The sequence below is a fragment of the Dehalogenimonas sp. THU2 genome (assembly GCF_039749495.1).
Lineage (GTDB): Bacteria > Chloroflexota > Dehalococcoidia > Dehalococcoidales > Dehalococcoidaceae > Dehalogenimonas.
This window is the reverse complement of the sequence record NZ_JBDLLU010000008.1, coordinates 17,136-40,240: the sequence shown is the minus strand read 5'-3', so window position 1 is coordinate 40,240 and position 23,105 is coordinate 17,136. Positions and strand designations below refer to the sequence as shown.

Genomic DNA, 23,105 nt, shown 5'->3' with positions numbered 1-23,105 from the left:
TCAGGCAACCTCTTCCGGTACTTCCGGTATGCCGCTGGAGCGCCAACGCTCCACCATAACGGACAGTGTGACGCCGTCTAAAATATTATCAGTGGCGCGCTTAATTTCAGCCCAGATATCGCGGGTGACGCAGTGTTCGCCTTTCCAACAGACACGGGGATCATCGACACATTCGGAAGGAGCGGTTGAGCCTTCCGTGGCTTTTACAATCTCCGACAACCGGATTTCCACCGGGTCCTTGGCTAGAACAAAACCGCCGTTAGCACCCCGGACACTACGTACCAACCCGGCAATTCGTAATGGGATAAAAAGTTGGGCCAGATATTGCTCGGAAATACGGCGGCGCATGGCAATGTCACGAATTAGAATGGGACCTTCGCCGAAATGGATGGCGAGATCGAACATGGCTTCCATTGAATGCCGACCTCGGGCTGATAACTTCATTCTGGCTGCCTCCGTTTATGGTGAAAACATTGAAAGCGAATAATGATACGCAACTTAGGAGACTTATTCATATTATCCTTTCTCCAGCTTGTGATGTCAACCTGAAACGATTTTCTATATGATTGTCTTTCTTTCGTCCATGCTATAATTGGCCGGTGACGGAAATGGCAAAGAATACTGATCTACCCGCTAAACTGACAGAATCGCTTCCTCCCGAGGTTCATGATTTTCTGAAAAATGCAGGGGCCAGAGCGAGAGAACTGAATTCCCGGTTATTCCTGGTAGGCGGCGGGGTGCGGGATATTCTGCTGGATCGCGCAGTTATCGATCTGGACCTGTTGGTCGAGGGTGATGCAATCCATCTGGCGCGGTCGCTGGCTGAAAACCCCGATGACCTCATGATACACCATCGTTTCAGTACTGCACGATTGAAGTGGAATGATCATATCATCGATATCGCACGAAGCCGCCAGGAGACTTACGCCAGGCCAGGTGTACTTCCCGTGGTTCGCCCCGGTAGCGTCGAAGATGATCTAGCTCGCCGCGATTTCAGTGTCAACGCCATGGCTATATCACTCAACCACGACGATTGGGGTCGTCTTTTCGACAGACACGGTGGTCAATATGACTTGGAGCACCGTTGTATCAGGGTGCTCCATCCGGCGAGTTTTATCGATGACGCCACCCGCCTTTGGCGTGCGATCCGCTACGAACAACGATTGGGTTTTGATATCGAACCAAAGACATTAGCACTATTTCGCCGAGATCTACCCTTGATCGAATCAATTACCCCAGACCGGCAGCGTTATGAACTTGAGTGTGTTTTGGGTGAATTGGAACCGGAGAAGGTGTTTTGGAGAGCCTGCGAGCTTGGCCTATTGAGATACTGGCACCCAGCGCTTCAGGGTGACAAATGGTTGACCGCCGTTTGCAACCGGGCGCGTGCTGCTCAAACCAAACCTGGTCCGGAGGTCTATCTGGCACTGCTTGGATGGCGGTTGGCGCCGGTTCAGAAAGAAGAACTCATCGCCGGATTAAGACTAACGCGACGCCAGAGCCGGACTCTCCATGACAGTTCGGTTATTATCGAAGGGATGCCATTGTTGGCTTCACCAAACACGGCACCAAGCCGTATTTCCGGACTTCTGCGAGGTCTTTGCGATGAGGCGTTATTTGCCGGATTAGCAGCTATAGATTCGGAAACAGCCCGCTGCAACATAACCCGCTTCATGAAGAGATGGCGTGACGTAGTCCCTGAACTCACCGGTGAAGATCTAAAGCTGATGGGCGTGCCCCAGGGACCGGAGATTAAGCGATTACTTGACGATCTCAGAGACCGGCGACTCGATGGAGCCATCACCAACCGTGGACAGGAGGAATCTATCGTGCGTGATTGGTGTTGCATTCCGAGGGAATCGGTTTAATCGTCAGAAATCCTGCGACAATTACGCCATGTGTCTGCTTTTCAAACCGACCGGATTTTAGGAGCACTTCAACGATTCCCGGCGCTAATCGACTTGTCTAAACGCTGACTTCGGAGCCCCGCAAATGGGGCAAGTGTCCGGAGCCTCTCCCAGAACCGTATTACCACATACCTGACACACAAAATAAGGGCGCTCTTCTGTTTTCACGCCTATTTCGGTGTCGTTCAGAGCTTTTTGAAATAACGAATGGTGGATTTTTTCCACGGAATTGGCACTGAAGAAGCTCATTTCAGCCTGGGACGATCCTTCCTTTTTCGCCTGTTCTATAAAACCCGGATACATCTGGTTAAACTCATAATGTTCGCCATTGATGGCCGCCTTGAGATTATCCGAAGTACTGGCAATGCCTTTCATTACCCGGAGATGATTGCGGGCATGCACCGTTTCGGCCTCGGCGGCAGCCCGGAAAAGGCGCGCTACCTGGGGGAACCCTTCAGTATCGGCCTTCTCGGCGAAGAAGAGGTATTTGCGGTTTGCCTGGCTCTCGCCTCCGAATGCTGCGGCAAGGTTCTGTTCGGTCGTCCCCATGATAATCCTCCCGATGTGTCATTTCACTATTATAATAACCTACGCTCGTCCGCGCACCAAATGGAAAAGTTCACCATTTGGATTGTCATGCAGAGAGCCATTATCAGACAAGCTGACCAGAAAGCCCTGTTGTGTTATGATACAACAGCCATGAAAATCGATATTACCGTTGACAAAGAATTCAAGAAATCGGTCTCTGTACCATGGCTGCGAAGCATCGCCCGGCAGATACTGGTAGCCCAATGCGCCGAAGCAGGGTCGGAGATGGGTATTTATATCACCGGACAGGATAAAATCCGGGAGTTGAATCGCCTCTACCGGCAGAAAGACAAACCAACCGATGTGCTCTCCTTCTCTTTCTACGTCAAAGAAGCAGCCTCGGACGCCACCACCGATTGCGATTTTCCGCCAGCCGAGGACGGGATAATCCATCTTGGCGAACTCGTCATTTCTTTGCCTCAAGCCGAAATTCAGGCAGCGGAATACGGGCACCCCTTGAAGACCGAACTGGCGCGTCTCCTCATACACGGAATCATGCATCTCCTGGGATTTGATCATGAGGTGGACGCCGACGCGGAGATAATGGAGTCGCGGGAACAGGAGATACTGAAACTTCTGGAGCCTTCGCTGGCGTGAACGTTCTCGGCCTTTCCGGCAGCCCCCGCCTGGGTGGCAATACGGAACAACTGCTATATGAGGTCATGCGCGGAGCAAAAAACCGCGGGGCCGAAACCCGCATTATTGAAGTCGCTGAACTGGATATTTCAGGTTGTACTCATTGTGACTATTGCCGCCGCACCGGCGAATGCAAGATAAACGACGATATGCGCCTGGTTTACGAAGCGCTCCACTGGGCGGACAGAATAGTCGTCGCCTCACCTTTGCACTTCATGTCAGTCACCTCCCAACTGAAAGCGGCCATTGACCGCTGCCAGTGTCTTTGGGTTAAAAAATATGAGATGAAACTGCCCCCGCTGGAACCGGCCAAGCCGCGCAAAGGATTGTTTATCTCGGTGGGCGGGCGCAGGGTGCCTAATTTGTTCGATCCGGCCAGGGTTACAGTCAAGGCTCTTTTTACCGTGCTCGATATCGAATATGCCGGGGAGCTTCTTTTCACCGGTGTCGATGAGGCTGGCGCCATCACCAGTGTAACCGGTGCGCTGAAGCAGGCTTTCGAAGCCGGCGAGAAGCTGGTAGAATAACGCCGGATTCGCCAAGGAGCGTATATGGCCAAAATCAAACTCGGTCCCCAATCACTGCTATATCCCATGCCTGCCTTATTGGTTGGTGCACAGGTGAATGGAAAGCCGAACTTCATCACTGTCGCCTGGGGCGGTATCGCCTGCGGCGACCCGCCGATGGTCTCGGTAGCTATCCGGCATACCCGTCACACCCTCAAGGGCATCATGGAGAACAAATGCTTTTCGGTCAATGTTCCAGGCGCCGGTCTGGTGAAGGAAGTGGATTACTGCGGTATTGTCTCCGGCGCCAAAGCGGATAAAGCGTCTGTCTGTAACTTCAAAGTCGTTACCGGTAAACTTTGCGGCGCGCCGCTCATCGAAGCCTGTCCGGTGAACCTTGAGTGCGAACTGCACCATACCATCGATCTCGGCAGTCACGTGCTAGTCATCGGCCGCATCACAGAAACACACATCTCTGAAGAATGTCTCACCAACGGTCGTCCCGACGTGACCAAGATCAATCCTCTCATTTATACTACCGCCCAGTCGCAGTACCAGACACTGGGAGCAGTAGTCGGTAAAGCCTTCAGCGTAGGCAACGAACTCAAGGGATAGCCGGCACCGTATTCCGCCCGGCATCGCGGCGAAATCGTATTATCAGGCATATTTCGATCATTTAAATCGGAACACCCTGCCCCGCCGATTGTTGAAATCGATCAGCGTTAATCACCGTTTTTCACCCCCGCTACGTTTATCGATGGCTTTTTTTGCCAAAAAGCGATAAAATTGTAGTTTAAAGCAATTTCCAAAAGAGGTTAATCGACCATGGCGACAAAACGTGATTATTACGAGGTGCTGGGCATTGCCCGCGGTGCCTCTGATGATGAAATCAAAAAAGCCTTCCGCAAACTGGCATTCCAGTACCACCCGGACCGCAATAAGGAAGATGATGCCGAGGCCAAGTTCAAGGAACTGAATGAGGCCTATTCAGTCCTGTGCGACGCCAACAAGCGCGCCGCTTATGACCGCTTTGGCCATGCCGGGGCAAACGGCGGACCGTTTGCCGGCGGGGCCGGTGGTTTCGAGGACTTCGGTTTTGGAGGCGGCCTGGGCGAGATCTTCGAGACTTTCTTCGGGGGTATGGGTGGTGCCGGGCGGCAAGCTCCCCGCCGCGGTACCGACCTGAACTACCGCATGAGCATCACCCTTGAAGAGGCTTCCACCGGTATCGAAAAAGAGGTCAACATCCAGCGGGTGGAAGCCTGTGAAGAGTGCAAGGGCACCGGAGCCAAGGAAGGCACCACCCCGACAAAGTGCACCGAATGCGGCGGTCAGGGAAAAGTTTATCAAGTGCAGCGAAGCGTCTTCGGAAGATTCACCAATGTAGTGACCTGTCCCCGTTGCCGCGGTGAAGGGCAGATCATCGCCGACCCTTGTGCCAAGTGCAAGGGCAGCGGGCGTGAGCGGATGACCCGCACTATCAAGGTTAAAATACCGGCGGGGATCGACAACGGCAACCAGATCCGCATGAGCGGTGGCGGTAATTTGGGCGAGCGTGGCGGCAGCGCCGGCGACCTGTACCTCACGGTCAATGTGGCCGCCCACAAGCAGTTCCGGCGTGACGGCGATAATGTCGTCTATGAACTGCCCCTCAACTTCGCGCAGGCAGCCCTCGGCATCGAACTCGAAGTACCCACCCTCTATGGCCCGGCCAAGCTCAAGGTGCCGGCTGGAGTGCAGACGGGCAAGGTCATCCGCCTCAAGGGCAAAGGCATGCCGGTACTCAACCGGGCTTCCACCTTCGGTGATGAATGGGTGGAGATAAAGGTGGTGACGCCCGAAAAACTCAACAAGAAACAGAAAAGGCTGTTCGAGGAACTGGCAGCCTCGCTGGGAACCCCGGTCGAGGCTGAGGTGGAGACCAGCTAGACCATTAATACTTTGAATCCGTCTTGGAATCGAATATGTGCTTTTCACACAGGCGGAGGACCAAATTAAAGACCTCTTTCAGTGACTTGAGAGTCCTCCATGTTGACGCACCGTGAAATGCTCTTTACAATGCGCTGCATGACTATTTTTTCTGTCCGCCGCACCGCCACTTTTCTCATCGCTCTAGCTCTGTTGGTAACCCCGACCCCACAACCAACCGCTGCCGCTGACGCCAAGTGGTCTGAGGTTCCTTTGCCCCAGACCGGCACTGCCGGAAGCTGGTACCTGACCCCGGAAACCGACGTAAAACACCTCGTCATCGACAGCGCCAGTCAGGTTTATGCCTGGGTTACCGGCACTGAGGGCGGCCTTTTCCGCACCGACGCTTCCGGTGAAAATATTACCCGAGTCTTCGCTTCGGTCCACACCCCGGTAGCTCTGGAACTGACCGATGCCGGGCAATTCTATTACGCCACGGACACCACCCTTTACCGTTCAACCGACAACGGCCTGAGCTTCCAAACCGTGGCCGCTTATCCGGGAGGTCCGGGTAAACGCATCACCGGCTTGAGCGTCGATGGCACTACCGGCGCCAACATCATCGCCGTATCCGTGGCCGACGATGATGCGAACGAGTGGGGCGGCGTCTATTTTATCAACGAGGCGGAGTTTTTCGGCGGCTGGATAGATAGCGGCCTCATCGCTTACAACGTCTTCGATGTAGGTTTCTCTCCAACCTTCGCGGTCGACCGGGAACTCCTGGCTCTGGGAGAAAGCGCCGGCGATGCCTACATCCTGCTCTACAACGGCGGCACCTGGCGGGCAGCGGCGCTTCAGCACCGCGACGGCTCAATCGTACCGGCCACGTCCGGCGCCATCACCTTACCCCAGGATTTCAACCTGACAACCAATCCGCAATTCTACGTTGCTATCGATACCGGCGCGGACGCGGGCGGTTTATGGTTGTGTTACGCCCGGCCGGCCGAAGCGCCCGCGGCTTACGCACTACCGTTTTCCAGCCCCACCGATTTCTCCAGCCTGTCGGTCAGCGGCACATCAGGAGCTTACAGTCTGCTGGCTGGGAGCGCTTCCGGGGAGATTTTTCGCAGCAGCGACGGCGGGATTAGCTGGCAATCGGCTGTCAGGAACCCTGGCGGACAGCGGGTGACGGCCATCGCTTCCGTTGATAATATGACCTTCGCCGCCACTTCCGGCACGGGCAGCGGCGTTTTTTCATCGATCGATGGGGGAATGAACTGGCTCCCAGACTTATTCATCGACGAAACAGGCGCCGGAACGTTGGTTACCGTCGTGGCGTCACCCACCTATGAATCTGACAACACACTGTACCTCCTCGCCTTCAACGGTGTTCACGGCGTATGGCGCACCGACGATGACGGGCTTACATGGCGGAAACTGCTCGGCATCGGAGATTACCGTATCCTGACCATCGACCGTTTGATCACCGCTGCGGATGGTTCACTCTTCATTGCCGCCACCGACGCCGATGGCGCTCTGTGCCTGGTGTCCACCGACCAGGGAACCACATTCAGCCTCATCCGTTTGCCCGTAAGCATCGACACCACAGCCGGTTTCGCGGCACTGGATAAGGACAATTTCTTTTTCACATCGTTCGACGGTGATGGTAATATCGCGACCATCTGGAGAACAGGCACCGGCATCTTCTTTGAGAATGTCGCCACCGGGAGTGTGAAATTCAACGCGCTAGAACTGTCGCCGGATTTCAGCACCGACCGAACCCTGATCGCCGCAGCATCGAACGGTCTCGCGTATATTTCGACCGACGCCGGAGTCACTTTCTCCACCCTACCGGCAACCTCGCTCACCGGCAGTATTCTCCTCACCTTCGATCCTGACTTCGGCGACAGCAATAAGATCTATGCCTCTTCGACCGACGCCAACACGGGCATCTATCGCTATAAGATCGGTGATGCCGCCTGGAAACGCATCGATTCCGGCCTGCCCGCCGGGACCCTGTTGAGCGACCTGGATGTCGCACCGAACGGCTTCATTTATGCCCCATCCGCCAATAACGTCAGCACCTCCACCGGTGGCCTGGCGCGGGTGTTGACCGAAACCGCCGCCTGGGACTTGGCGAGCGAAGGATTGACGGACGGTGTCACACTATGGGGTTTGTCGAGGAATAGCCACCAGCTTTGGTCGCTGGATACGACCAATAACCGCATAATGACCTACACCGATACCATCGCCAGCGCTGTCGCTCTGACCTCACCCCCCGCATCCGCCCCGGGACTGGGGACCTATTACCCTTCCGGAATCATCGGTGGCATCGACCTGAAATGGCAGTCCGTGAGCGGCGCCACAGGCTATGAATGGCAAATGAATGATTCCGCCGATATGACGTCACCACTTTTCAGCGGCAACTCGACCGCCAGCAGCATTCGGCTGAGCCTGCTGGAGCCCGGTGTCACCTATCACTGGCGGGTACGCGCCGTGGCGCCGGTGCCGGGTCCGTGGTCGGAAAAACGCAGCTTCACCACCGCCCTGGGCGGTGTGGTCGCCGTACCGCAACTCTTAACCCCCACTCCCGGCGCCACCAATCTGACGCCGCTGCCCCTCTTTCAATGGCAACCGGTCGGTGGCGCCACCGGTTATGAACTTCTACTGGCCACGGATGCCGGATTCCAGAACATCACGGCCTCGCCAGCTAATATCGTCGGCAACGCCTGGCAACCGCCGGCTGCGTTGACCTCGGCCACTACCTACTACTGGAAGATCCGGGCGGTCAGTGAGAACAGCTTTTCCGCCTGGAGCGCCGTTTCCGCCTTCACCACTGCAGCTCCCGCGACCACAGCACCGACCAGTCCGGTGGTGACATCTCCGGTGGCACCCACGGTCACAGTGCCGATAGCGCCAACCATGACCATGCCGGATTGGCTGGCTTTCTCCCTGGCCGGTATGGGTGGAGCCGTGGTTTTACTGCTCCTGGCGCTGGTGATAGTGGTCAAAGGAAAGCGGACATTGTAAGTCAGACGTAAAGAACCGATAATTACAGCATGATCGACGCTTTGGTCTCGCCCTTTGCCGACAACCCCTTCATGACCCAGGCTCTGCTGGCCGGAGTGCTGGTGTCCGTCGCCTGTGCCATCGCAGGGACGTTCATCATCCTCCGGGGGCTGGCTTTCATCGGCGACGCGCTGGCTCACGGCGTGCTGCCGGGCATCGCCCTGGCGGTGTTGATGGGGTTCTCCGGCATCCTGGGGGCGGCGCTGGGGGCTGCGGTGATGATCGGCGGGGTGACACTGATCACCCGGCGCTCCCGGTTGTCGTCGGATACGGCTATCGGATTATTGTTCGTCGGCATGCTGGCGTTGGGTGTGGTTATCGTCTCCCGTTCCAGTTCCTTTTCCGGCGACCTCACCCGTATCCTCTTCGGCGAACTTTTGGGCATAAGCTGGGGAGATATCCTGATTCAATTTATCGCCACCATCGTCATCGGCATTACCGCTTTTATCTGCGCGCGGCCTTTCATGCTGCTGGCTTTCGATCCGGAACAAGCGGAGGTGGCCGGTTTTCCGTCCAAGATCTACCACAACATCATGCTTTTCATGATCGCCGCCACCATCATCATCTCTTTCCAAACGGTGGGTACGCTGCTGGTCTTCGGCCTGCTCATCGCCCCGGCCGGCGCGGGCGCGCTACTGGCACGGCGCATCCGCGGCATGATGGCCTGGGCGGCCGTCTTCGGCTCAGTTTCGATGTATGCCGGGCTGCTGCTTAGTTACCATTTCAACCTGGCTGCCGGGGCCTCGGTCATCCTGGTAGCCACACTCATCTTCTTCACCGTTTTCACTTTATCCAACCTGAGAACCCGTGGGGCGAACCAGACGGGGGAAGCACAGCATGGCTAATACAGTCCCTGACATCGCCGCCCGCAAGCTGGACGTCGGCTACAATGGAAAAACGGTGGTGGCCGGCATCGATTTTGAACTTAAGGAAGGCCAGGCCATCGCCCTCATCGGCACCAATGGCTCAGGCAAATCCACCCTGCTCAAAACCATCGTCGGCTTGCTGCCACCCATCGGGGGTGAGGTCCGGGTTTTTGGTTCCAAACCGGGGTCCAATCCCCGGCGTATCGCCTACCTCGGCCAGTTCCATGCCTCCGGCTTCGTGCTGCCGCTGCGCGCCATCGACGTGGTACGCATGGGCCGTTTTCCCAGTCGCGGTCTCCTGGGACGCCTGACCGCAAAGGACAACGACATCGTCGGCGAGGCGATGCGGGCTATGAACATTGAAAAGCTGGCCGATACCCCCCTGCGTTCTCTTTCCGGCGGTCAACAGCAGCGGGTTTACCTGGCCCAGGTGCTGGCTCACCGCGCCGACCTCCTGGTAATGGACGAACCTACCTCCGGCCTGGACGTCGGCAGCCGTGAGCTTTACCTGCAGGCCGTGAAGGACGAACTCTGCCGCGGCGCCAGCGTTGTAGTAGCCACCCATGACGTGCAGGAAGAGGCGGCACTCTGCCACCAGGTCATGCTCCTGGCGCATAAGGTGGTTGCCCTGGGTCCGCCGGACGAGGTGATCACGCCCAAGGCGCTCCTGGAAACCTTCGGCATCGTTATCGGTCCCGACCAGAAACACCTCACAGTGCTTGAATGCCATCACGGGCACGACGGGGGAAGGCACCACGACGATAATTCCTGACATTAATGGTTCGGGATTACCCTTTGACACACGCCGAACCCGTCCGCCAGAACCGAGGATAACGGCTCCTTGCGCTCCCCCACCCCCTCCCCTATAATCACACTTATGCCTGACCTTTCTATCCAATTACTGCCCGGCCTGAAACTCAAGAACCCCGTCATCGCCGCCTCCGGCACCGCCGGTTACGGCGATGAGCCTAACCGCCTGTGTGATATCGCAGACCTGGGCGCGTTCGTCTGCAAGGGCACCACACTCAAACCCCGCGCCGGAAACCCCCAGCCCCGCATCATGGAAACCCCCTATGGGTTGCTCAACGCTATCGGGCTGCAAAATCCGGGCGTCGAGGCGGTCATCGAAAAATACGCCCCGTTATGGGCCGGATGGACGACGCCGATCTTCGTGAATATCGCCGCCGAGAGCGTCGATGAATACGCCAAACTGGCTCATCGGCTGGATAAAGTGCCCGGCATTGCGGCCTTGGAAGTGAATATCTCCTGCCCTAACGTGGCGGCGGGGTGTCTGGAGTTCGGCTCCACGCCGGAATCCGCGGCAGCGGTAACCCGCGCCGTTAAAAACGCGACTTCGCTCCCGGTCATCGTGAAACTCACCCCCAACACCTCCGACATCGTCGCCCTGGCGCAGGCGGTCGAAAGCGCGGGAGCCGATGCCGTATCCCTCATCAACACCCTGCGCGGCATGGCCATCGATATCAAGAAACGAAAACCGGTACTGGGCAATATCACCGGCGGCCTGTCCGGCTCGGCGGTCAAACCGGTAGCCCTCGCCATGGTGTACCGGGTCGCCGGGGCGGTCAAGGTACCTGTCATCGGCTGTGGCGGCATCACCACGGGAGAGGATGCCATCGAGTTTCTAATGGCCGGGGCGACAGCGGTAGAGGTCGGCACCGCGGCGCTGGTAAACCCGCGGGCGCCCATCGAAATTGTTAAGAGTATCGAAAATTACATGCTAGAATGGAAATTGACTGAGATGTCTCAGTTAATCGGTGCCGCCAGGCGCTAATCAGGAGGCCTGCCATGGGCAGAATGATCCATTTCGAGATTCCGGCGGAAAAAACGGAACGAGCAGTCAAGTTCTATCAAGAAGCCTTCGGATGGAAAGTTGAAAAATGGGGCGGTCCGATGGACTACTGGATGATAACCACCGGCCCCGATTCCGAACCGGGCATCAACGGCGCCATTACAGACAAGACCGGGCCGATCAAGCAAACAGTCAACACACTGGATGTGGCAGACCTGGATGCCGCGGCGGACAAGGTCATCACCGCCGGGGGAAAGCGCCTCAGCCCCAACCAGACGGTGCCGGGCATCGGCTACTTCGCCTATTTCACCGACACCGAGGGCAACCCCTTCGGCATGATGCAATCGGACCCCGACGCCAAATAAGGCATGCTGCCGCATTCCACACTGCCGCCGGCCACCGCCAGTTCCGCCAGAAGAGCCGCGCTGGTGGCGGCTACCCTGGCATCGTTCCTGACACCTTTCATGGGATCGGCGGTCAATATCGCCCTGCCGGTAATCGGCAGGGAATTTAGCCTCGATGCCGTAAACCTGGGCTGGGTGGCCACTGCCTACATCCTGGCCGCCGTCGTGTTCCTGCTGCCTTTCGGGCGCCTGGCCGATATCAAGGGACGGCGGCGCATCTTCATCTCCGGGTTAGCAGTTTACGTCGTCGTCTCCATAGCGATCACATTAAGCCAAAGCGGCTCACAACTTATCGCCTTGCGGGTAGCCCAGGGTATCGGAGCGGCTATGCTCTTCGGTACCGGAGTGGTCGTTCTGACCTCTGTTTTCCCGCCGGCGGAACGGGGCAAGGTGCTGGGATTGAACGCCGCCGCGGTATATATCGGACTCTCGCTGGGACCGACGGCGGGAGGTCTGCTCACCGGCGCCTTTGGCTGGCGCAGCATTTTTCTGACCACCGCCGCCCTGGGATTGTTCGCCTTGTACTTCATCATTACCAGAATGAAGACAGAGTGGCAGGAAGCCAGCGACGAACGTTTCGACCTCAAAGGCGCAGTAGTGTACGGCTTAGCGCTGATCTCCCTGATGCTGGGATTTTCGGAATTGCCGGATCCAGACGGTTTTATCCTGATCGGCGGCGGCGCCGTCGGCTTAATAGTGTTCCTCCTGCTGGAAGCCCGGACGACCCATCCTATACTGTCGATCGAGCTGTTCCGGCACAACCCCGTCTTTACTCTGTCCAACGTGGCCACCCTGATCAACTACTCCGCCACCTTCGCCACCGGTTTCCTGCTGTCGCTGTACCTGCAATTCGTCAAGGGTTTTTCACCGGCGGGAGCGGGGCTCATCCTGGTTGCCCAGCCGATCCTGATGGCCTCCATCTCTCCGTTCGCCGGACGCCTAGCCGACCGTTTCGAACCACGGTTGCTAGCTTCGGCGGGAATGGCTCTGTCGGCAACAGGCTTGGGACTTCTCATCTTCATCAGTGAGAATACTTCGATGGTCTACATCGTGGCCGCGCTCGTCGTGCTGGGCTCCGGTTTCGGCCTCTTCTCCTCACCTAACACCTCGGCGGTGATGGGATCGGTGACCCGGCGGCATTACGGGGTGGCCTCGGCGACGCTTTCTACCATGCGCCTTGTCGGCCAGATGCTGTCATTGGGTATCGCGCTCCTGCTCTTCGCCCTCATTATCGGCCGCGTCCAGTTATCACCGGATGTTCACGCGGAATTGGTGACCAGCCTGAGGGTGGCCTTCAGCATCTTTACCGTTCTTTGCGTTCTGGGGGTGTTCGCCTCATTACCACGGGGTCGAGGTCTTCCGGTTAACAACGGGAATTGATCCCGATCGAACTGATCCGATCCGATTCACGCGGAATGAAAGCGAGACCATTTCCGAAGCGAAACGATGAGGAAAACGACGGCTAGAGGAAAAATGAAATATCCCAGGCTGAAAATGTAGATGACTCCAAGGCCGATCAACATGGCCGATGCCATGGTGAAATTCAGCCATCTTGTTTCTCCCCGCGTGCTCAGTCCGGCGATAAGCAGACCGGCAGCCAGTATCAGCAGCCCGAAAAAAGCCAGAATCCAAAAACCCTCGGATAATACCTCCGCCATCACCCCCACCCCCAATAGGAAAAGGACGCCGCCGGTAATCGCTATCACCAAGGTCGACTTTCTCATCACATGCCTCCTGCAGGATATAAACGGTGTACATCTGACGTTCTGAGGAGATTCCCGCACGCTTATTCTAGTACTCGACTGTCTTGAATCAAAATACGCTTGATGTCAGGGGCTTCGGCCTGGGTTTGATTTCTCATTTGACACAACTCGAGGCCTTTGCTAGATTGTAACTGAAAACGTTTTTCATTTAGGTGAATCAATGACACCCAATCAGAAGATACTGAACGAACTCAAAAGCGCGGGATTCAAGCTCACGCCGCAGCGGCGGGCTATTGTCGAGGCTATGGTTAACGACAACACTCCCGCTACCCCCCAGGCCCTGCACACCGCCCTTTTGGAGAAACATCCGGAAATCGGGCTGGTGACAGTTTATAGGACGCTGGACCTGCTGGAGAAACTGGGGCTTTTATGCCGCTTCCAGCCGGAAGGCGCCGCCGCCAGCTTCAAGGCCGGGCCGGCGGAGCATCATCACCATTTGGTGTGCCGTGGCTGCGGGGATGTGGTGAATTTTACCGGACATTGCCCGGTGGAGCTGGAATCAGCGCTGGAGCGGGAAACCGGTTTCCGCATCACCGATCACAAATTGGAATTCCAAGGGATTTGCCGTGGTTGCCAGGTGAAGGAAGAATGAAAAACCGGTTGTTACCCGCATCGTTGGCGCTGGTAATAATATTGGGTTCGGCTCTGGTGAGCGGCTGCGGTAAGGACGGTGGCGATGAAAAATCGATCGTCGTCACCCATTCTATCCTTGGGTCTATCGTCAAAGAACTGGCTGGCGATGAAGTCCCGGTCATCGTGCTCATGCCTGATGGCGCCGATCCTCACGACTGGGAGCCTTCAGCCCGCGATATCGAGAGGCTTAACAAGGCCGGCTTAATCGTCTGGAACGGGCTGGACCTGGAAGTAAGCATCGAAGCCGCGGTAGAAACAGCCGTGAGCCGCGGGGTAAAACTTTTTACCGCCACCGACCATATCGTCATCCGTTATGTCGGCGAGGGCGAGATCGTCGAACACGAAAACGGTGGAGAAGGTGAAGAACACGAACTGAAAGCCGGTGCCCCCGACCCCCATTTCTGGGTCGATCCCCTGGCGATGAAGAGCGTCGTCACCGCCCTGGCCGCTGAGATGAAGGCGACACTGGGTCTCGATGTCGATAGTCGCGCCCGTGATTTGGAGTCCCGCCTGGATGCGTTGCATTCCGATATCGCCTTGAAGATGAGCCAGGTGGCGCCGGGCAGCCGCAAGCTGGTGACCGGTCATGATTCCATGGGCTATTTTGCCCGGCGCTACGGTTTTCAGTTGATCGGGGCTGTCATCCCCAGCCTCTCCACCCAGGCGGAAGTTTCCGCGGCGGACCTCGCCGCGCTCATCACGCAAATCAGGGAGAATCAGGTGAAAGCCATCTTCACCGAGACCGGAACTTCGGCGGCCCTGGTCCAGGCGGTGTCCCGGGAAACCGGGGCCAGGGTGGTGGAACTATCTCCGGTCATTCTGCCGGCTGACGGTTCTTACTTCACCTTTATGTCAAATCTAGCCGAAAAGGTCGCCGAGGCGTTAGAATAAGAGAAACCGGCAGGGGTCGCCCCTGCCACGAAATCATAGGGACGGAGCCCGGATGTCTTTTGAAATCGGTCCCCTGACCGTTCATCTTTACGGCTTGATGCTGGCGCTGGGAGCGGCGGCGGGGGTAGCCGTTGCGTATATCGAAGCCAAACGCCGCAGTGAGAACCCCGAGCATCTTTTCAATATGGCCCTCATCGTCCTGCCGCTGGGCATCATCGGGGCGCGGGCTTACCATGTTATCGACCAATGGGATTTCTACTCTCAAAACCCGGAGCAGATCATCGGCGGCGCCGGCCTGGGCATCTTCGGCGCTATCGCCGGCGGTGTCGTCGGCGTCCTCATCTACACCTATTGGAAAAAGATCAATGCCCTGCGCTGGTTCGATATCCTGGCCCCCGGTCTCATCCTGGCCCAGGGTATCGGGCGCTGGGGCAACTATTTCAACCAGGAGCTCTACGGCTACCCCACCGACCTGCCGTGGGGCATTTTCATCGACCCGGCCAACCGGCTGCCGGAATTTGAGGAGTTTACCCATTTCCACCCGATGTTCTTTTACGAATTCGTATTGAACATCACCGGCTTTGCCCTCCTGATGATCATCGGGCGTAAATGGCGCGACCGCCTCAGGGACGGCGATATAATGCTGCTGTATTTCATTTATTACGGCGTCGGGCGCTTCATTCTGGAAGGCTTCAAGATCGAGGTCTGGACACTGGGCGGCATCCCCACCGCGCGCTGGATCACCGGCGCCGCGGTCATAATCGGATTGGGGGTACTTTGGCACCGGCATCGGCGGCTTCCTCCACCGGCTGACCTCGACGATTAAAATCATCGCCGCGGGTGTCCACATCTTACTCTTGCGACGAACGGTTTCAAAAAGAATAGATCCCCGGCATGGCAGGGGTCTATTGAATCTCGAAGAGACGAGGTACCGGGTTAAGCCTCCAGCAGCACCACCTGGGTCGGCAGCGGCAGGTTGGCGCGGGTGACGCTGAGTTTCGCCTGCGGCATCACCGGGCTGGAACCCATTTCAGCCAGGAAACGCTCCACCGGCTCGAGCTCATGGGTGCTGTCCGGCAGCTTATAATGCATCGGGATGACGATGCCCGGTTCTATCTGGCGCACCAGCCTCGCCGCTGCGGTGGCGTTCAGGGCGCTCATATCGCCGACCGGTACCAGGAGAATGTCCACCTTGCCCAGTTCTTCGATCTCATCGTCCTTGAGCGTGACTCCCAGGTCACCCAGGTGGCAGATGGACAGCTCGTCCATCTCGATGACGAAAACGACGTTCTTGCCGCGGATCATGCCCTTCTCAGAGTCGTGAAAGGTCGATAACCCGATGATGATGGCGTCGCCGATCTCGTACTCTCCCGGCTTGGTGACCACGCGCGGCGCCCCGCCGATGCCTTCGACGAAATTGTGACCGGCATGCTGGTGGCTCACCGTGACGATGTTGGCTGTCTGCTTGCCCAGCGTCAGACCCAGCTCCGGCGCGTACGGGTCGGTGATGACGGTCGTGTTCTTACCTTTGATCCGAAAACATGAATGGCCGAGATATTTAATTTCCATGCCGCGATTATAACATGGCCGCCACGACGGGTTAAAGCTGCAGTATGCCGTTTCCGGCATCGATCTCCAGCGTCAGGTATCTGGAGACGCTTTCATCCGATTCAGCTCCCCCCACTTCGCATCTGCGATTGCTGCCCCGCCGCAGCTTCGGCATGCCGGTAAAACGACCCCGTTTTATCCCGGCATCTTGACAAATTCACCTTAAAAGTGCTAAATTACGATTGTTAGCAATCGAGCCAGTTGACTGCTAACAGGTGTAAAAAGATGCTCAGCCCAAGAACTGAGATTATACTCTCAAGCATTATCCGCCAGTACGTGGAGCGAGCCGCGCCGGTATCATCGGCGTCGGTCATCGCCGAGTGCGGACTGGATGTATGCTCCGCTACGGTTCGCAATGAGATGGTCCGACTGGAAGAAGAGGGCTATATCCTGAAGCCCCACCACTCCGCCGGCAGTGTCCCTTCGGACAAGGGCTACCGCTACTACGTGGAAAGCATCAAGAACGCCAGGCTGCCAGTGACGGAGCAGGTCCTCATCAATCACCTCTTCCACCAGGTGGAAAAGGAAATGGAGAACTGGCTTTCCCTGGCCGTGGGCCTGGTATCCCAGCGGGCTCACAACGTCGCCGTAGTTACCCAACCCCGGCAGACCAGCGCCCGGTTCCATCGCCTGGAACTGGTGACATTACAGGAAAGCCTAGCCCTGGCGGTGCTGATCATGCGTGGCGCCCGGGTGCGGCAGCAGCTTATCAGCTTCGAGACGCCGGTAGGCCAATTCGAGCTGAACTCCATGTCCGGCAAACTGAATGAGGCATTCGACGGCCAGTCCCGGTCGCAGATAGAGAAAAACAGTCAGGTCCTGAATGAGACCGAAAAAAAGGTCCGCGACGCTGTCGTCAAGATGCTTCAGACCGAGGACGAGCAACGCAACGAGGAGCCCTACCTGGAGGGTTTGAACTACCTGCTGGAGCAGCCGGAATTCGTTAAAAGCCAGCGCGCCCAGTCTCTCATGGAACTAGTGGAGAAGCGCCGCCTGGGCCGGATGCTGGGCGAGGAAGAGTTCGAAGGCCAGGAGATCAAGGTTTACATCGGGCAGGAGAACCGGGAAGAGAGCATCCGGGATTACTCTGTGGTGCTGGGCAACTATGGCCTCCCCGACGAAGCCCACGGCATGCTGGGGGTCATCGGCCCCACCCGCATGAACTATGAGAAGACCATCGCCGCGGTGCGCTACCTGTCTCTGGTGATGAGCGCCCTGGTCGCGGAGCTCTACGGGCGGGGACCGGGCGCCACGGTCGATGAAGCAGCCTGAAAATAGCGTTTGGCCCGGCACCGCCGGTAGCGGTATATTTATAATAGAGCCGAAGTTCGAGTACCGGGATCCGTATCCATATCGCGAATACGGCTACTTGGAAGCTGGTTTCGAGTTTCGTAATTCGTGTTTCGAATTTTTGAAAAGGGGTATCGATGGTACAGGATAAACAGGAACAGAATGGAGGCGAAGCGCTACAGGAAGATTTCGATTCTCTTCAGAAGACGCTGGAGCAGGAAAAGGCTCGGGCGGAGGACAATCTCAACAATTTCAAACGCGCTCAAGCCGATTTCATTAACTATAAACGCCGCACCGATCTGGAAAAAATGGAATCCGTCGGTCTGGGCAAGAGCCTGGCTTTCCTTGCCATACTTCCGGTGCTGGATGATTATTCCCGCGCCCTGGCGGCGGTTCCGGAGCATCTGGCCGGCGAGTCCTGGGTACAGGGCATGGCGCTGATCGAAAAGAAGTTCCGACAACTCCTAGCCAGGGAGGGCGTGACGCCCATGAAAACTGTGGGCGAACACTTCGACCCCGGCCTCCATGAAGCGGTGCTCCGCTGCGCCGGTGAGGAAGGCATCATCGTTGAAGAACTGATGGCCGGTTACATGTTCAAAGACAAGGTACTCAGGCAGGCACAGGTCAAGGTGTCCTGCGAAGATATATCCTAGTCGTTTGGTTGAAGGCTGAAAGCTGAAGGCTTGGTACTGATAATTCTGGGTAGTATAATCGAATAGTGCAATTATTAAGGAGGATTCTCAATCATGGGTAAAGTAGTCGGTATCGATCTGGGTACCACCAATTCCGAGGTCGCCGTCATTCAGGCTGGCGAACCGGTAGTCATCCCTTCCGCCGAAGGCGGCACACTGGTGCCTTCGGTGGTCGCCGTCAATAAGAACGGCGAGCGACTGGTCGGCCGCCAGGCCAAGAACCAGTCCGTTTTGAACCCGGAAAACACCATCTACAGCATCAAGCGCTTCATGGGCCGCAAATGGGGTGAGCCCGCCGGGCGCGAACTGCCGGTGGAAGAGGACGCCAAGCGCAAGCCCTATAAGGTGACCAAAGGCGCTAATAACGAGGTAAAAGTGCTGCTCGGCGGTAAGGAATACACCCCACCGGAACTTTCAGCCATGATCCTGCAGAAATTAAAAGCCGATGCCGAAGCCTTCCTGGGTGAAACAGTCACCGAGGCGGTCATCACCGTCCCGGCCTATTTCAACGACGCCCAGCGCCAGGCCACCAAGGACGCAGGCCAGATCGCCGGCCTCAAGGTGCTCCGGATCGTTAACGAGCCGACCGCCGCAGCTTTAGCCTACGGTCTCGATAAGAAAAAAGAAGAAACGGTAGCCGTTTATGACCTGGGCGGCGGCACCTTCGATGTCTCCATCTTGGAACTGGGTGAAGGTACCTTCCAGGTGAAGTCCACCAACGGCGACACCCACCTGGGCGGCGATGACTTCGACCAGAAGATCATCGACTGGCTGGTGGCCGAGTATAAAAAAGATCAGGGCATCGACCTGTCCAAGGACAAGACGGCCATGCAGCGCCTGAAGGAATCTGCGGAAAAGGCCAAGGTGGAGCTGTCCACGGTGCAGCAGACCGAGGTCAACCTGCCCTTCATCACCGCCGACGCCTCCGGCCCCAAGCACCTCAACATTACACTGACCCGTTCCAAGTTGGAGCAGTTGGTGGCGGACCTGGTCGAGAAAACAGTCGCCCCCTCTCGACAGGCGCTTCAGGATGCCGGTAAAACCATCGCCCAGATCGATGAGGTCATCCTGGTCGGCGGTCAAACCCGCATGCCGCTGGTCCGCGCCAAGGTCAAGGAACTATTCGGCAAAGATCCCAATATGAGCGTCAACCCGGACGAGGTCGTAGCTATCGGCGCCGCCATCCAGGCTGGCGTCATCAAGGGCGAGGTCTCCGACATCCTCCTTCTCGATGTTTCCCCACTGACCCTGGGTATCGAGACGCTGGGCGGCGTGGCTACCCCCCTCATCCCCCGTAATACGACCATCCCTACCAGCAAGAGTCAGGTCTTCTCCACCGCCGCCGACAACCAGCCCAGCGTGGAGATCCATGTCTTGCAGGGCGAACGCCCCATGGCCGCCGACAACCGCACCCTGGGCCGCTTCATGCTGGACGGCATCCTGCCCGCCCCCCGCGGCCTGCCACAGGTGGAAGTGACCTTCGACGTCGATGCCAACGGTATCCTGTCGGTCCGCGCCCAGGACAAGGGCACCGGCAAGGAGCAGAAGATCACCATCACCGCCTCTTCCGGCCTATCCAAGGAAGAAGTGGAGCGGATGCAGAAGGACGCCGAGGCTCACGCCGCCGAGGACAGCGCCCGCAAGGACCAGGTCGAGGCCAAGAACCAAGGCGATACCATGGCCTACCAGGCGGAGAAGATGCTCCGGGACAACAAGGACAAGGTACCGGAAGATCTCAACACCGAGATCACCGGCAAGATAGAAGCGGTACGGCAGGCACTCCAGGGTTCCGATACCTCCGCCATCAAGAGCGCCACGGAAGACCTGAACCAGGCCATGCAGAAACTGGGCACCGCCATCTACAGCCAGCAGCAGGCGCAGCAGCCTCCGCCCGGCGCTGAAGGCGCCGAGGGCGGCGAAAAGCCCAAGGACGAAGGCACTGTAGAGGGTGAATTCCGCGAGGTTTAACCCGAAATAGAATCGAATCTAAAAGGGAGGGGTAAAAAGCCCCTCCCTTTTAGTTCATCACCGCATGTGAGCCCACACCTAACCAAACCCGGTCCCGCCGTCCCACATTGGTAGTATTTGAATTGGTAGTATTGGTACTCTCCCCCTCCCGGCAAGCGCACAGTCCGACGATTGACCGATGTATTCCGATATGTTACGATATATCGCATGAAGTTGTTCAAAAGGCTCCACATCTGTTGCCACATGTCGCCCCGTTGGCCGTCGTTCGGGCCGGCGCGAGCCAAACGGTTCTTTGAAAAAGGCGTCCTCAGGTTCGTTCTGCTCGACCTGCTCAAGGACAAACCGGCGCATGGCTACGAGCTCATCCGGGCGTTGGAGGAACGCTCCCATGGCTTCTACACACCCAGCCCCGGCAGCGTATATCCCATCCTGCAAACGCTCCAGGAGCAGGGATACGTCACCTCGGTGGAAAACACCGGGCGAAAGACCTACACCATCACCGCGCAGGGCTTGGAATATCTTTCCAAACACTCCGACATCATCGACGGTTTGAACAATATCGCCGCGCACAAAGGTCACTTCAACCAGGCCGAATGGAAAGACACCGTGGAACAGTTGCAGCATCTGCGCCAGCTCTTCGGCCGGAAGATCGATCGGCTCAATCCCGAACAGAAAGCCGCGATACGTGAAACGATCAAAAGGGCATCCCGGGATATCGAGTCCATAATCGAAGGGAAGGGAATATGATCATACCACCCGGCTACAACCCCCATCCGGAAGCATGCGATGTCATCTTGCGCACCTCAGGCCTCACCAAGTATTTCGGCACACTGGCGGCGGTCAAGAATATGAACCTGGAGATCAGGCGCGGGGAAGTGTTCGGCTTCCTGGGGCCCAACGGCGCCGGGAAGAGCACCACCGTCGGCATGCTGCTGGGGCTGGTCGCCCCCACTGCCGGAGACATCGAGATCTTCGGGCTGAAACTCAAGGAAAACCGCTGGGCGATCCTGCGGCGGGTCGGAGCCATCATCGAGGAGCCGTCTTTTTACCCTTACCTCTCCGGCCACGACAACCTGATCGCCCTGGGTAAAAGCATCGGCGGTATCGCCGACGGCAAGATCAACCAGGTGCTGGACCGGGTCAACCTGCTGGACCGCGCCAAGGATAAGTACCAGACGTACTCCATGGGCATGAAACAGCGGCTCGGCATCGCCGCGGCGCTGCTCAGAGATCCGGAGCTCATCATCCTCGACGAGCCGACCAACGGCCTGGACCCGGCCGGCACCAAGGAGATCCGCGACCTCATCCCGGAGCTGGCCCAGGAGGACCGCGCTATCTTCCTGTGCAGTCACCTGCTGCACGAGGTGGAACTGGTATGCGACCGGGTGGCCATCATCAAGAAGGGTGAGATGCTCACCTCCGCACCGGTCCGCGAACTGGTGTCCAACGGCCAGGTGCTGCATGTCCGGGTGGACGATCCGGCGGGGGCGACAGCAGTGTTGCAAAGTCTGCCGTGGGTCAAATCGGTTAGAGCCGAGGCCGGTTACCTGGTGGTGGATGCGCCCCCGGACAGCGGCGCCCAGGTGAACCAGGCGCTGGCCCAAAATAATATCTTCGCATCGGAGCTGGTCAAACATGTCGCCAGCCTTGAGGACGTCTTCCTGGAGCTTACCGGAGGTGAAGGCCATGAATAGGCTGATCGGCGCCGAGTTGTTCAAGCTGCGCAAGCGCGGCATGACCCGTACCCTGCTTTTCGTTCTAATAGGCATCATGGCGATCATGTACCTGATACTGTTCGCCGTTTCCAACGTCGAACTGCCGGCCGGGCCGGGCGGTCAGGGGCCGGGTAGCGGCGACATCCAGACCGTGCTGGGGCTGCCGGTGGCCGTGCCATTTGCCCTCAACATGATATCCTCATTGGGCGCGATACTGGCCGTGATCCTGATGGCCAGCGCCATGGGCAGCGAATACAACTGGCGCACCATCCGCACCACCGTCACCGCCAGTGAAAGCCGGTTCAAACTGCTGGGCTCCAAGATCATCGCGGTCCTCATCCTCGTCCTCATCGGCATGGTCGTGGGCGTGCTCACCGGAATGTTGATGAGCCTCCTGACCACAGCCATCGGCGGCAATGCCTTCGACTTCGGCTTCATCACCGGCGACTACATCTTTGACCAGTTCCTGCAGTTCTGGCGTACATTCTTTGTGATGATACCTTTCATCTTCATGGCTTTCTTACTGTCCATCGCCGGACGTTCGGCTATGCCGGGCATCGCCCTGGGTATCGCCGTGCTCTTCTTCGAACCCATCATAACCGGCCTGATGGGACTGGCCGGAGGCTGGGTGGCCGATATACCCAACTATCTGCTGGCCGCCAATGTCAGCGCCATCACCGCGCTGGCCGATCTACCGGCAAGCTTCAGTGGAGGGATGGGTTTCGGCCAGTCGGATGCGCTCCCCAGTGTGACACACGCCACCGTCGTCTTAAGTATTTATAGCGTGGCGTTCGTAACCTACGCCTTCTACCTGTTCCGTAAACGGGATGTAACGGGGTAAACCGGGTCTT

General features: G+C 57.6%; 25 protein-coding genes. 20 read left to right on the top strand and 5 right to left on the bottom strand.

The features are described 5' to 3' along the window. Positions 1 to 444, bottom strand: a complete 444-nt coding sequence (locus ABFB09_RS05575; RefSeq protein WP_347000517.1) for an Rrf2 family transcriptional regulator — start codon at positions 442 to 444, stop codon at positions 1 to 3. Between the two features lie 164 nt (positions 445 to 608). On the opposite strand from ABFB09_RS05575, the gene ABFB09_RS05570 reads away from it, so the two are divergent. Further along, positions 609 to 1,868: a CCA tRNA nucleotidyltransferase gene (locus tag ABFB09_RS05570; RefSeq protein ID WP_347000516.1), complete on the top strand. Its 1,260-nt coding sequence runs from the start codon at positions 609 to 611 to the stop codon at positions 1,866 to 1,868. Positions 1,869 to 1,952: 84 nt separating this feature from the next. Here the strand turns inward: ABFB09_RS05570 and ABFB09_RS05565 are convergent, their stop codons facing one another. Then, positions 1,953 to 2,456, bottom strand: a complete 504-nt coding sequence (locus ABFB09_RS05565) for a rubrerythrin family protein (RefSeq protein ID WP_347000515.1) — start codon at positions 2,454 to 2,456, stop codon at positions 1,953 to 1,955. Positions 2,457 to 2,606: 150 nt separating this feature from the next. Between ABFB09_RS05565 and ybeY the strand changes: the two genes are divergently transcribed. From ybeY to ABFB09_RS05515, 10 genes are all read left to right on the top strand, one after another. Further along, a complete protein-coding gene (gene ybeY / locus ABFB09_RS05560) occupies positions 2,607 to 3,092 on the top strand; it encodes an rRNA maturation RNase YbeY (RefSeq protein ID WP_347000514.1) in 486 nt (161 codons plus the stop codon). After that, positions 3,089 to 3,658 carry a flavodoxin family protein gene (locus tag ABFB09_RS05555; RefSeq protein WP_347000513.1) on the top strand — a complete coding sequence of 190 codons (570 nt, stop codon included), beginning with the start codon at positions 3,089 to 3,091 and terminating at the stop codon, positions 3,656 to 3,658. The genes ybeY and ABFB09_RS05555 overlap by 4 nt, the downstream gene beginning before the upstream one ends. A 24-nt stretch (positions 3,659 to 3,682) precedes the next feature. Then, positions 3,683 to 4,252 carry a flavin reductase family protein gene (locus ABFB09_RS05550; RefSeq protein WP_347000512.1) on the top strand — a complete coding sequence of 190 codons (570 nt, stop codon included), beginning with the start codon at positions 3,683 to 3,685 and terminating at the stop codon, positions 4,250 to 4,252. Between the two features lie 210 nt (positions 4,253 to 4,462). Beyond that, entirely contained in the window at positions 4,463 to 5,566 is a 1,104-nt protein-coding gene (dnaJ, locus tag ABFB09_RS05545) for a molecular chaperone DnaJ (RefSeq protein ID WP_347000511.1), read from the top strand. Between the two features lie 138 nt (positions 5,567 to 5,704). Then, positions 5,705 to 8,575 carry a hypothetical protein gene (locus ABFB09_RS05540; protein ID WP_347000510.1) on the top strand — a complete coding sequence of 957 codons (2,871 nt, stop codon included), beginning with the start codon at positions 5,705 to 5,707 and terminating at the stop codon, positions 8,573 to 8,575. 29 nt (positions 8,576 to 8,604) lie between these two features. Then, complete coding sequence (locus ABFB09_RS05535; RefSeq protein WP_347000509.1) at positions 8,605 to 9,459, top strand: metal ABC transporter permease; 855 nt, start codon at positions 8,605 to 8,607, stop codon at positions 9,457 to 9,459. Continuing rightward, the gene (locus tag ABFB09_RS05530) at positions 9,452 to 10,252 is read left to right on the top strand and encodes a metal ABC transporter ATP-binding protein (RefSeq protein WP_347000508.1); all 801 of its coding nucleotides are present in this window, start codon (positions 9,452 to 9,454) and stop codon (positions 10,250 to 10,252) included. The genes ABFB09_RS05535 and ABFB09_RS05530 overlap by 8 nt, the downstream gene beginning before the upstream one ends. A gap of 105 nt (positions 10,253 to 10,357) precedes the next feature. After that, positions 10,358 to 11,272: a dihydroorotate dehydrogenase gene (locus ABFB09_RS05525; RefSeq protein ID WP_347000507.1), complete on the top strand. Its 915-nt coding sequence runs from the start codon at positions 10,358 to 10,360 to the stop codon at positions 11,270 to 11,272. A gap of 14 nt (positions 11,273 to 11,286) precedes the next feature. Beyond that, complete coding sequence (locus tag ABFB09_RS05520) at positions 11,287 to 11,655, top strand: VOC family protein (protein WP_347000506.1); 369 nt, start codon at positions 11,287 to 11,289, stop codon at positions 11,653 to 11,655. A gap of 3 nt (positions 11,656 to 11,658) precedes the next feature. Further along, entirely contained in the window at positions 11,659 to 13,074 is a 1,416-nt protein-coding gene (locus ABFB09_RS05515; RefSeq protein ID WP_347000505.1) for an MFS transporter, read from the top strand. A 26-nt stretch (positions 13,075 to 13,100) separates the two neighbouring features. Here the strand turns inward: ABFB09_RS05515 and ABFB09_RS05510 are convergent, their stop codons facing one another. Next, positions 13,101 to 13,418 carry a hypothetical protein gene (locus ABFB09_RS05510; protein ID WP_347000504.1) on the bottom strand — a complete coding sequence of 106 codons (318 nt, stop codon included), beginning with the start codon at positions 13,416 to 13,418 and terminating at the stop codon, positions 13,101 to 13,103. Positions 13,419 to 13,617: 199 nt separating this feature from the next. Here ABFB09_RS05510 and ABFB09_RS05505 point away from each other — a divergent pair, with 199 nt between their 5' ends. The 3 genes from ABFB09_RS05505 to lgt are packed head-to-tail and all read left to right on the top strand — an operon-like array spanning position 13,618 to position 15,807. Continuing rightward, positions 13,618 to 14,049, top strand: a complete 432-nt coding sequence (locus tag ABFB09_RS05505; protein ID WP_347000503.1) for a Fur family transcriptional regulator — start codon at positions 13,618 to 13,620, stop codon at positions 14,047 to 14,049. Then, the gene (locus tag ABFB09_RS05500; RefSeq protein WP_347000502.1) at positions 14,046 to 14,981 is read left to right on the top strand and encodes a metal ABC transporter substrate-binding protein; all 936 of its coding nucleotides are present in this window, start codon (positions 14,046 to 14,048) and stop codon (positions 14,979 to 14,981) included. The genes ABFB09_RS05505 and ABFB09_RS05500 overlap by 4 nt, the downstream gene beginning before the upstream one ends. Positions 14,982 to 15,033: 52 nt before the next feature. Then, complete coding sequence (gene lgt, locus ABFB09_RS05495) at positions 15,034 to 15,807, top strand: prolipoprotein diacylglyceryl transferase (RefSeq protein WP_347000501.1); 774 nt, start codon at positions 15,034 to 15,036, stop codon at positions 15,805 to 15,807. Positions 15,808 to 15,917: 110 nt separating this feature from the next. On the opposite strand, the gene ABFB09_RS05490 is transcribed toward lgt, so the two are convergent. Both ABFB09_RS05490 and ABFB09_RS05485 read right to left on the bottom strand, forming a co-directional pair. Beyond that, complete coding sequence (locus ABFB09_RS05490) at positions 15,918 to 16,550, bottom strand: MBL fold metallo-hydrolase (protein ID WP_347000500.1); 633 nt, start codon at positions 16,548 to 16,550, stop codon at positions 15,918 to 15,920. Between the two features lie 31 nt (positions 16,551 to 16,581). Further along, positions 16,582 to 16,704: a hypothetical protein gene (locus ABFB09_RS05485; protein WP_347000499.1), complete on the bottom strand. Its 123-nt coding sequence runs from the start codon at positions 16,702 to 16,704 to the stop codon at positions 16,582 to 16,584. A gap of 110 nt (positions 16,705 to 16,814) precedes the next feature. Between ABFB09_RS05485 and hrcA the strand changes: the two genes are divergently transcribed. The 6 genes from hrcA (at position 16,815) to ABFB09_RS05455 (ending at position 23,095) form a co-directional block, all read left to right on the top strand. After that, positions 16,815 to 17,861 carry a heat-inducible transcriptional repressor HrcA gene (gene hrcA / locus ABFB09_RS05480; RefSeq protein WP_347000498.1) on the top strand — a complete coding sequence of 349 codons (1,047 nt, stop codon included), beginning with the start codon at positions 16,815 to 16,817 and terminating at the stop codon, positions 17,859 to 17,861. Between the two features lie 155 nt (positions 17,862 to 18,016). Beyond that, complete coding sequence (locus tag ABFB09_RS05475) at positions 18,017 to 18,532, top strand: nucleotide exchange factor GrpE (RefSeq protein WP_347000497.1); 516 nt, start codon at positions 18,017 to 18,019, stop codon at positions 18,530 to 18,532. Positions 18,533 to 18,625: 93 nt separating this feature from the next. Then, positions 18,626 to 20,539, top strand: coding sequence for a molecular chaperone DnaK (gene dnaK, locus ABFB09_RS05470; RefSeq protein ID WP_347000496.1), 1,914 nt, complete (start codon positions 18,626 to 18,628; stop codon positions 20,537 to 20,539). Positions 20,540 to 20,746: 207 nt separating this feature from the next. Continuing rightward, positions 20,747 to 21,286 (top strand): PadR family transcriptional regulator, encoded by a 540-nt coding sequence (locus tag ABFB09_RS05465; protein ID WP_347000495.1) that lies wholly within the window; start codon positions 20,747 to 20,749, stop codon positions 21,284 to 21,286. Next, positions 21,283 to 22,233: an ABC transporter ATP-binding protein gene (locus tag ABFB09_RS05460; RefSeq protein ID WP_347000494.1), complete on the top strand. Its 951-nt coding sequence runs from the start codon at positions 21,283 to 21,285 to the stop codon at positions 22,231 to 22,233. The genes ABFB09_RS05465 and ABFB09_RS05460 overlap by 4 nt, the downstream gene beginning before the upstream one ends. Continuing rightward, complete coding sequence (locus ABFB09_RS05455) at positions 22,226 to 23,095, top strand: ABC transporter permease (RefSeq protein WP_347000493.1); 870 nt, start codon at positions 22,226 to 22,228, stop codon at positions 23,093 to 23,095. The genes ABFB09_RS05460 and ABFB09_RS05455 overlap by 8 nt, the downstream gene beginning before the upstream one ends. Positions 23,096 to 23,105 lie beyond the last annotated feature (10 nt).

Excerpts from the sequence above, each read along its gene's own strand:
- ABFB09_RS05535 (WP_347000509.1), top strand. The coding sequence starts at position 8,605 with ATGATCGACGCTTTGGTCTCGCCCTTTGCCGACAACCCCTTCATGACC.
- ybeY (WP_347000514.1), top strand. The coding sequence starts at position 2,607 with ATGAAAATCGATATTACCGTTGACAAAGAATTCAAGAAATCGGTCTCT.
- ABFB09_RS05520 (WP_347000506.1), top strand. The coding sequence starts at position 11,287 with ATGGGCAGAATGATCCATTTCGAGATTCCGGCGGAAAAAACGGAACGA.
- ABFB09_RS05500 (WP_347000502.1), top strand. The coding sequence starts at position 14,046 with ATGAAAAACCGGTTGTTACCCGCATCGTTGGCGCTGGTAATAATATTG.
- ABFB09_RS05455 (WP_347000493.1), top strand. The coding sequence starts at position 22,226 with ATGAATAGGCTGATCGGCGCCGAGTTGTTCAAGCTGCGCAAGCGCGGC.
- dnaJ (WP_347000511.1), top strand. The coding sequence starts at position 4,463 with ATGGCGACAAAACGTGATTATTACGAGGTGCTGGGCATTGCCCGCGGT.
- ABFB09_RS05475 (WP_347000497.1), top strand. The coding sequence starts at position 18,017 with ATGGTACAGGATAAACAGGAACAGAATGGAGGCGAAGCGCTACAGGAA.
- lgt (WP_347000501.1), top strand. The coding sequence starts at position 15,034 with ATGTCTTTTGAAATCGGTCCCCTGACCGTTCATCTTTACGGCTTGATG.
- ABFB09_RS05485 (WP_347000499.1), bottom strand. The coding sequence starts at position 16,704 with ATGCCGAAGCTGCGGCGGGGCAGCAATCGCAGATGCGAAGTGGGGGGA.
- ABFB09_RS05540 (WP_347000510.1), top strand. The coding sequence starts at position 5,705 with ATGACTATTTTTTCTGTCCGCCGCACCGCCACTTTTCTCATCGCTCTA.
- ABFB09_RS05510 (WP_347000504.1), bottom strand. The coding sequence starts at position 13,418 with ATGAGAAAGTCGACCTTGGTGATAGCGATTACCGGCGGCGTCCTTTTC.
- ABFB09_RS05565 (WP_347000515.1), bottom strand. The coding sequence starts at position 2,456 with ATGGGGACGACCGAACAGAACCTTGCCGCAGCATTCGGAGGCGAGAGC.
- ABFB09_RS05460 (WP_347000494.1), top strand. The coding sequence starts at position 21,283 with ATGATCATACCACCCGGCTACAACCCCCATCCGGAAGCATGCGATGTC.
- ABFB09_RS05490 (WP_347000500.1), bottom strand. The coding sequence starts at position 16,550 with ATGGAAATTAAATATCTCGGCCATTCATGTTTTCGGATCAAAGGTAAG.
- hrcA (WP_347000498.1), top strand. The coding sequence starts at position 16,815 with ATGCTCAGCCCAAGAACTGAGATTATACTCTCAAGCATTATCCGCCAG.
- ABFB09_RS05575 (WP_347000517.1), bottom strand. The coding sequence starts at position 444 with ATGAAGTTATCAGCCCGAGGTCGGCATTCAATGGAAGCCATGTTCGAT.
- ABFB09_RS05525 (WP_347000507.1), top strand. The coding sequence starts at position 10,358 with ATGCCTGACCTTTCTATCCAATTACTGCCCGGCCTGAAACTCAAGAAC.
- ABFB09_RS05515 (WP_347000505.1), top strand. The coding sequence starts at position 11,659 with ATGCTGCCGCATTCCACACTGCCGCCGGCCACCGCCAGTTCCGCCAGA.
- ABFB09_RS05570 (WP_347000516.1), top strand. The coding sequence starts at position 609 with ATGGCAAAGAATACTGATCTACCCGCTAAACTGACAGAATCGCTTCCT.
- ABFB09_RS05550 (WP_347000512.1), top strand. The coding sequence starts at position 3,683 with ATGGCCAAAATCAAACTCGGTCCCCAATCACTGCTATATCCCATGCCT.
- ABFB09_RS05505 (WP_347000503.1), top strand. The coding sequence starts at position 13,618 with ATGACACCCAATCAGAAGATACTGAACGAACTCAAAAGCGCGGGATTC.
- dnaK (WP_347000496.1), top strand. The coding sequence starts at position 18,626 with ATGGGTAAAGTAGTCGGTATCGATCTGGGTACCACCAATTCCGAGGTC.
- ABFB09_RS05530 (WP_347000508.1), top strand. The coding sequence starts at position 9,452 with ATGGCTAATACAGTCCCTGACATCGCCGCCCGCAAGCTGGACGTCGGC.
- ABFB09_RS05465 (WP_347000495.1), top strand. The coding sequence starts at position 20,747 with ATGAAGTTGTTCAAAAGGCTCCACATCTGTTGCCACATGTCGCCCCGT.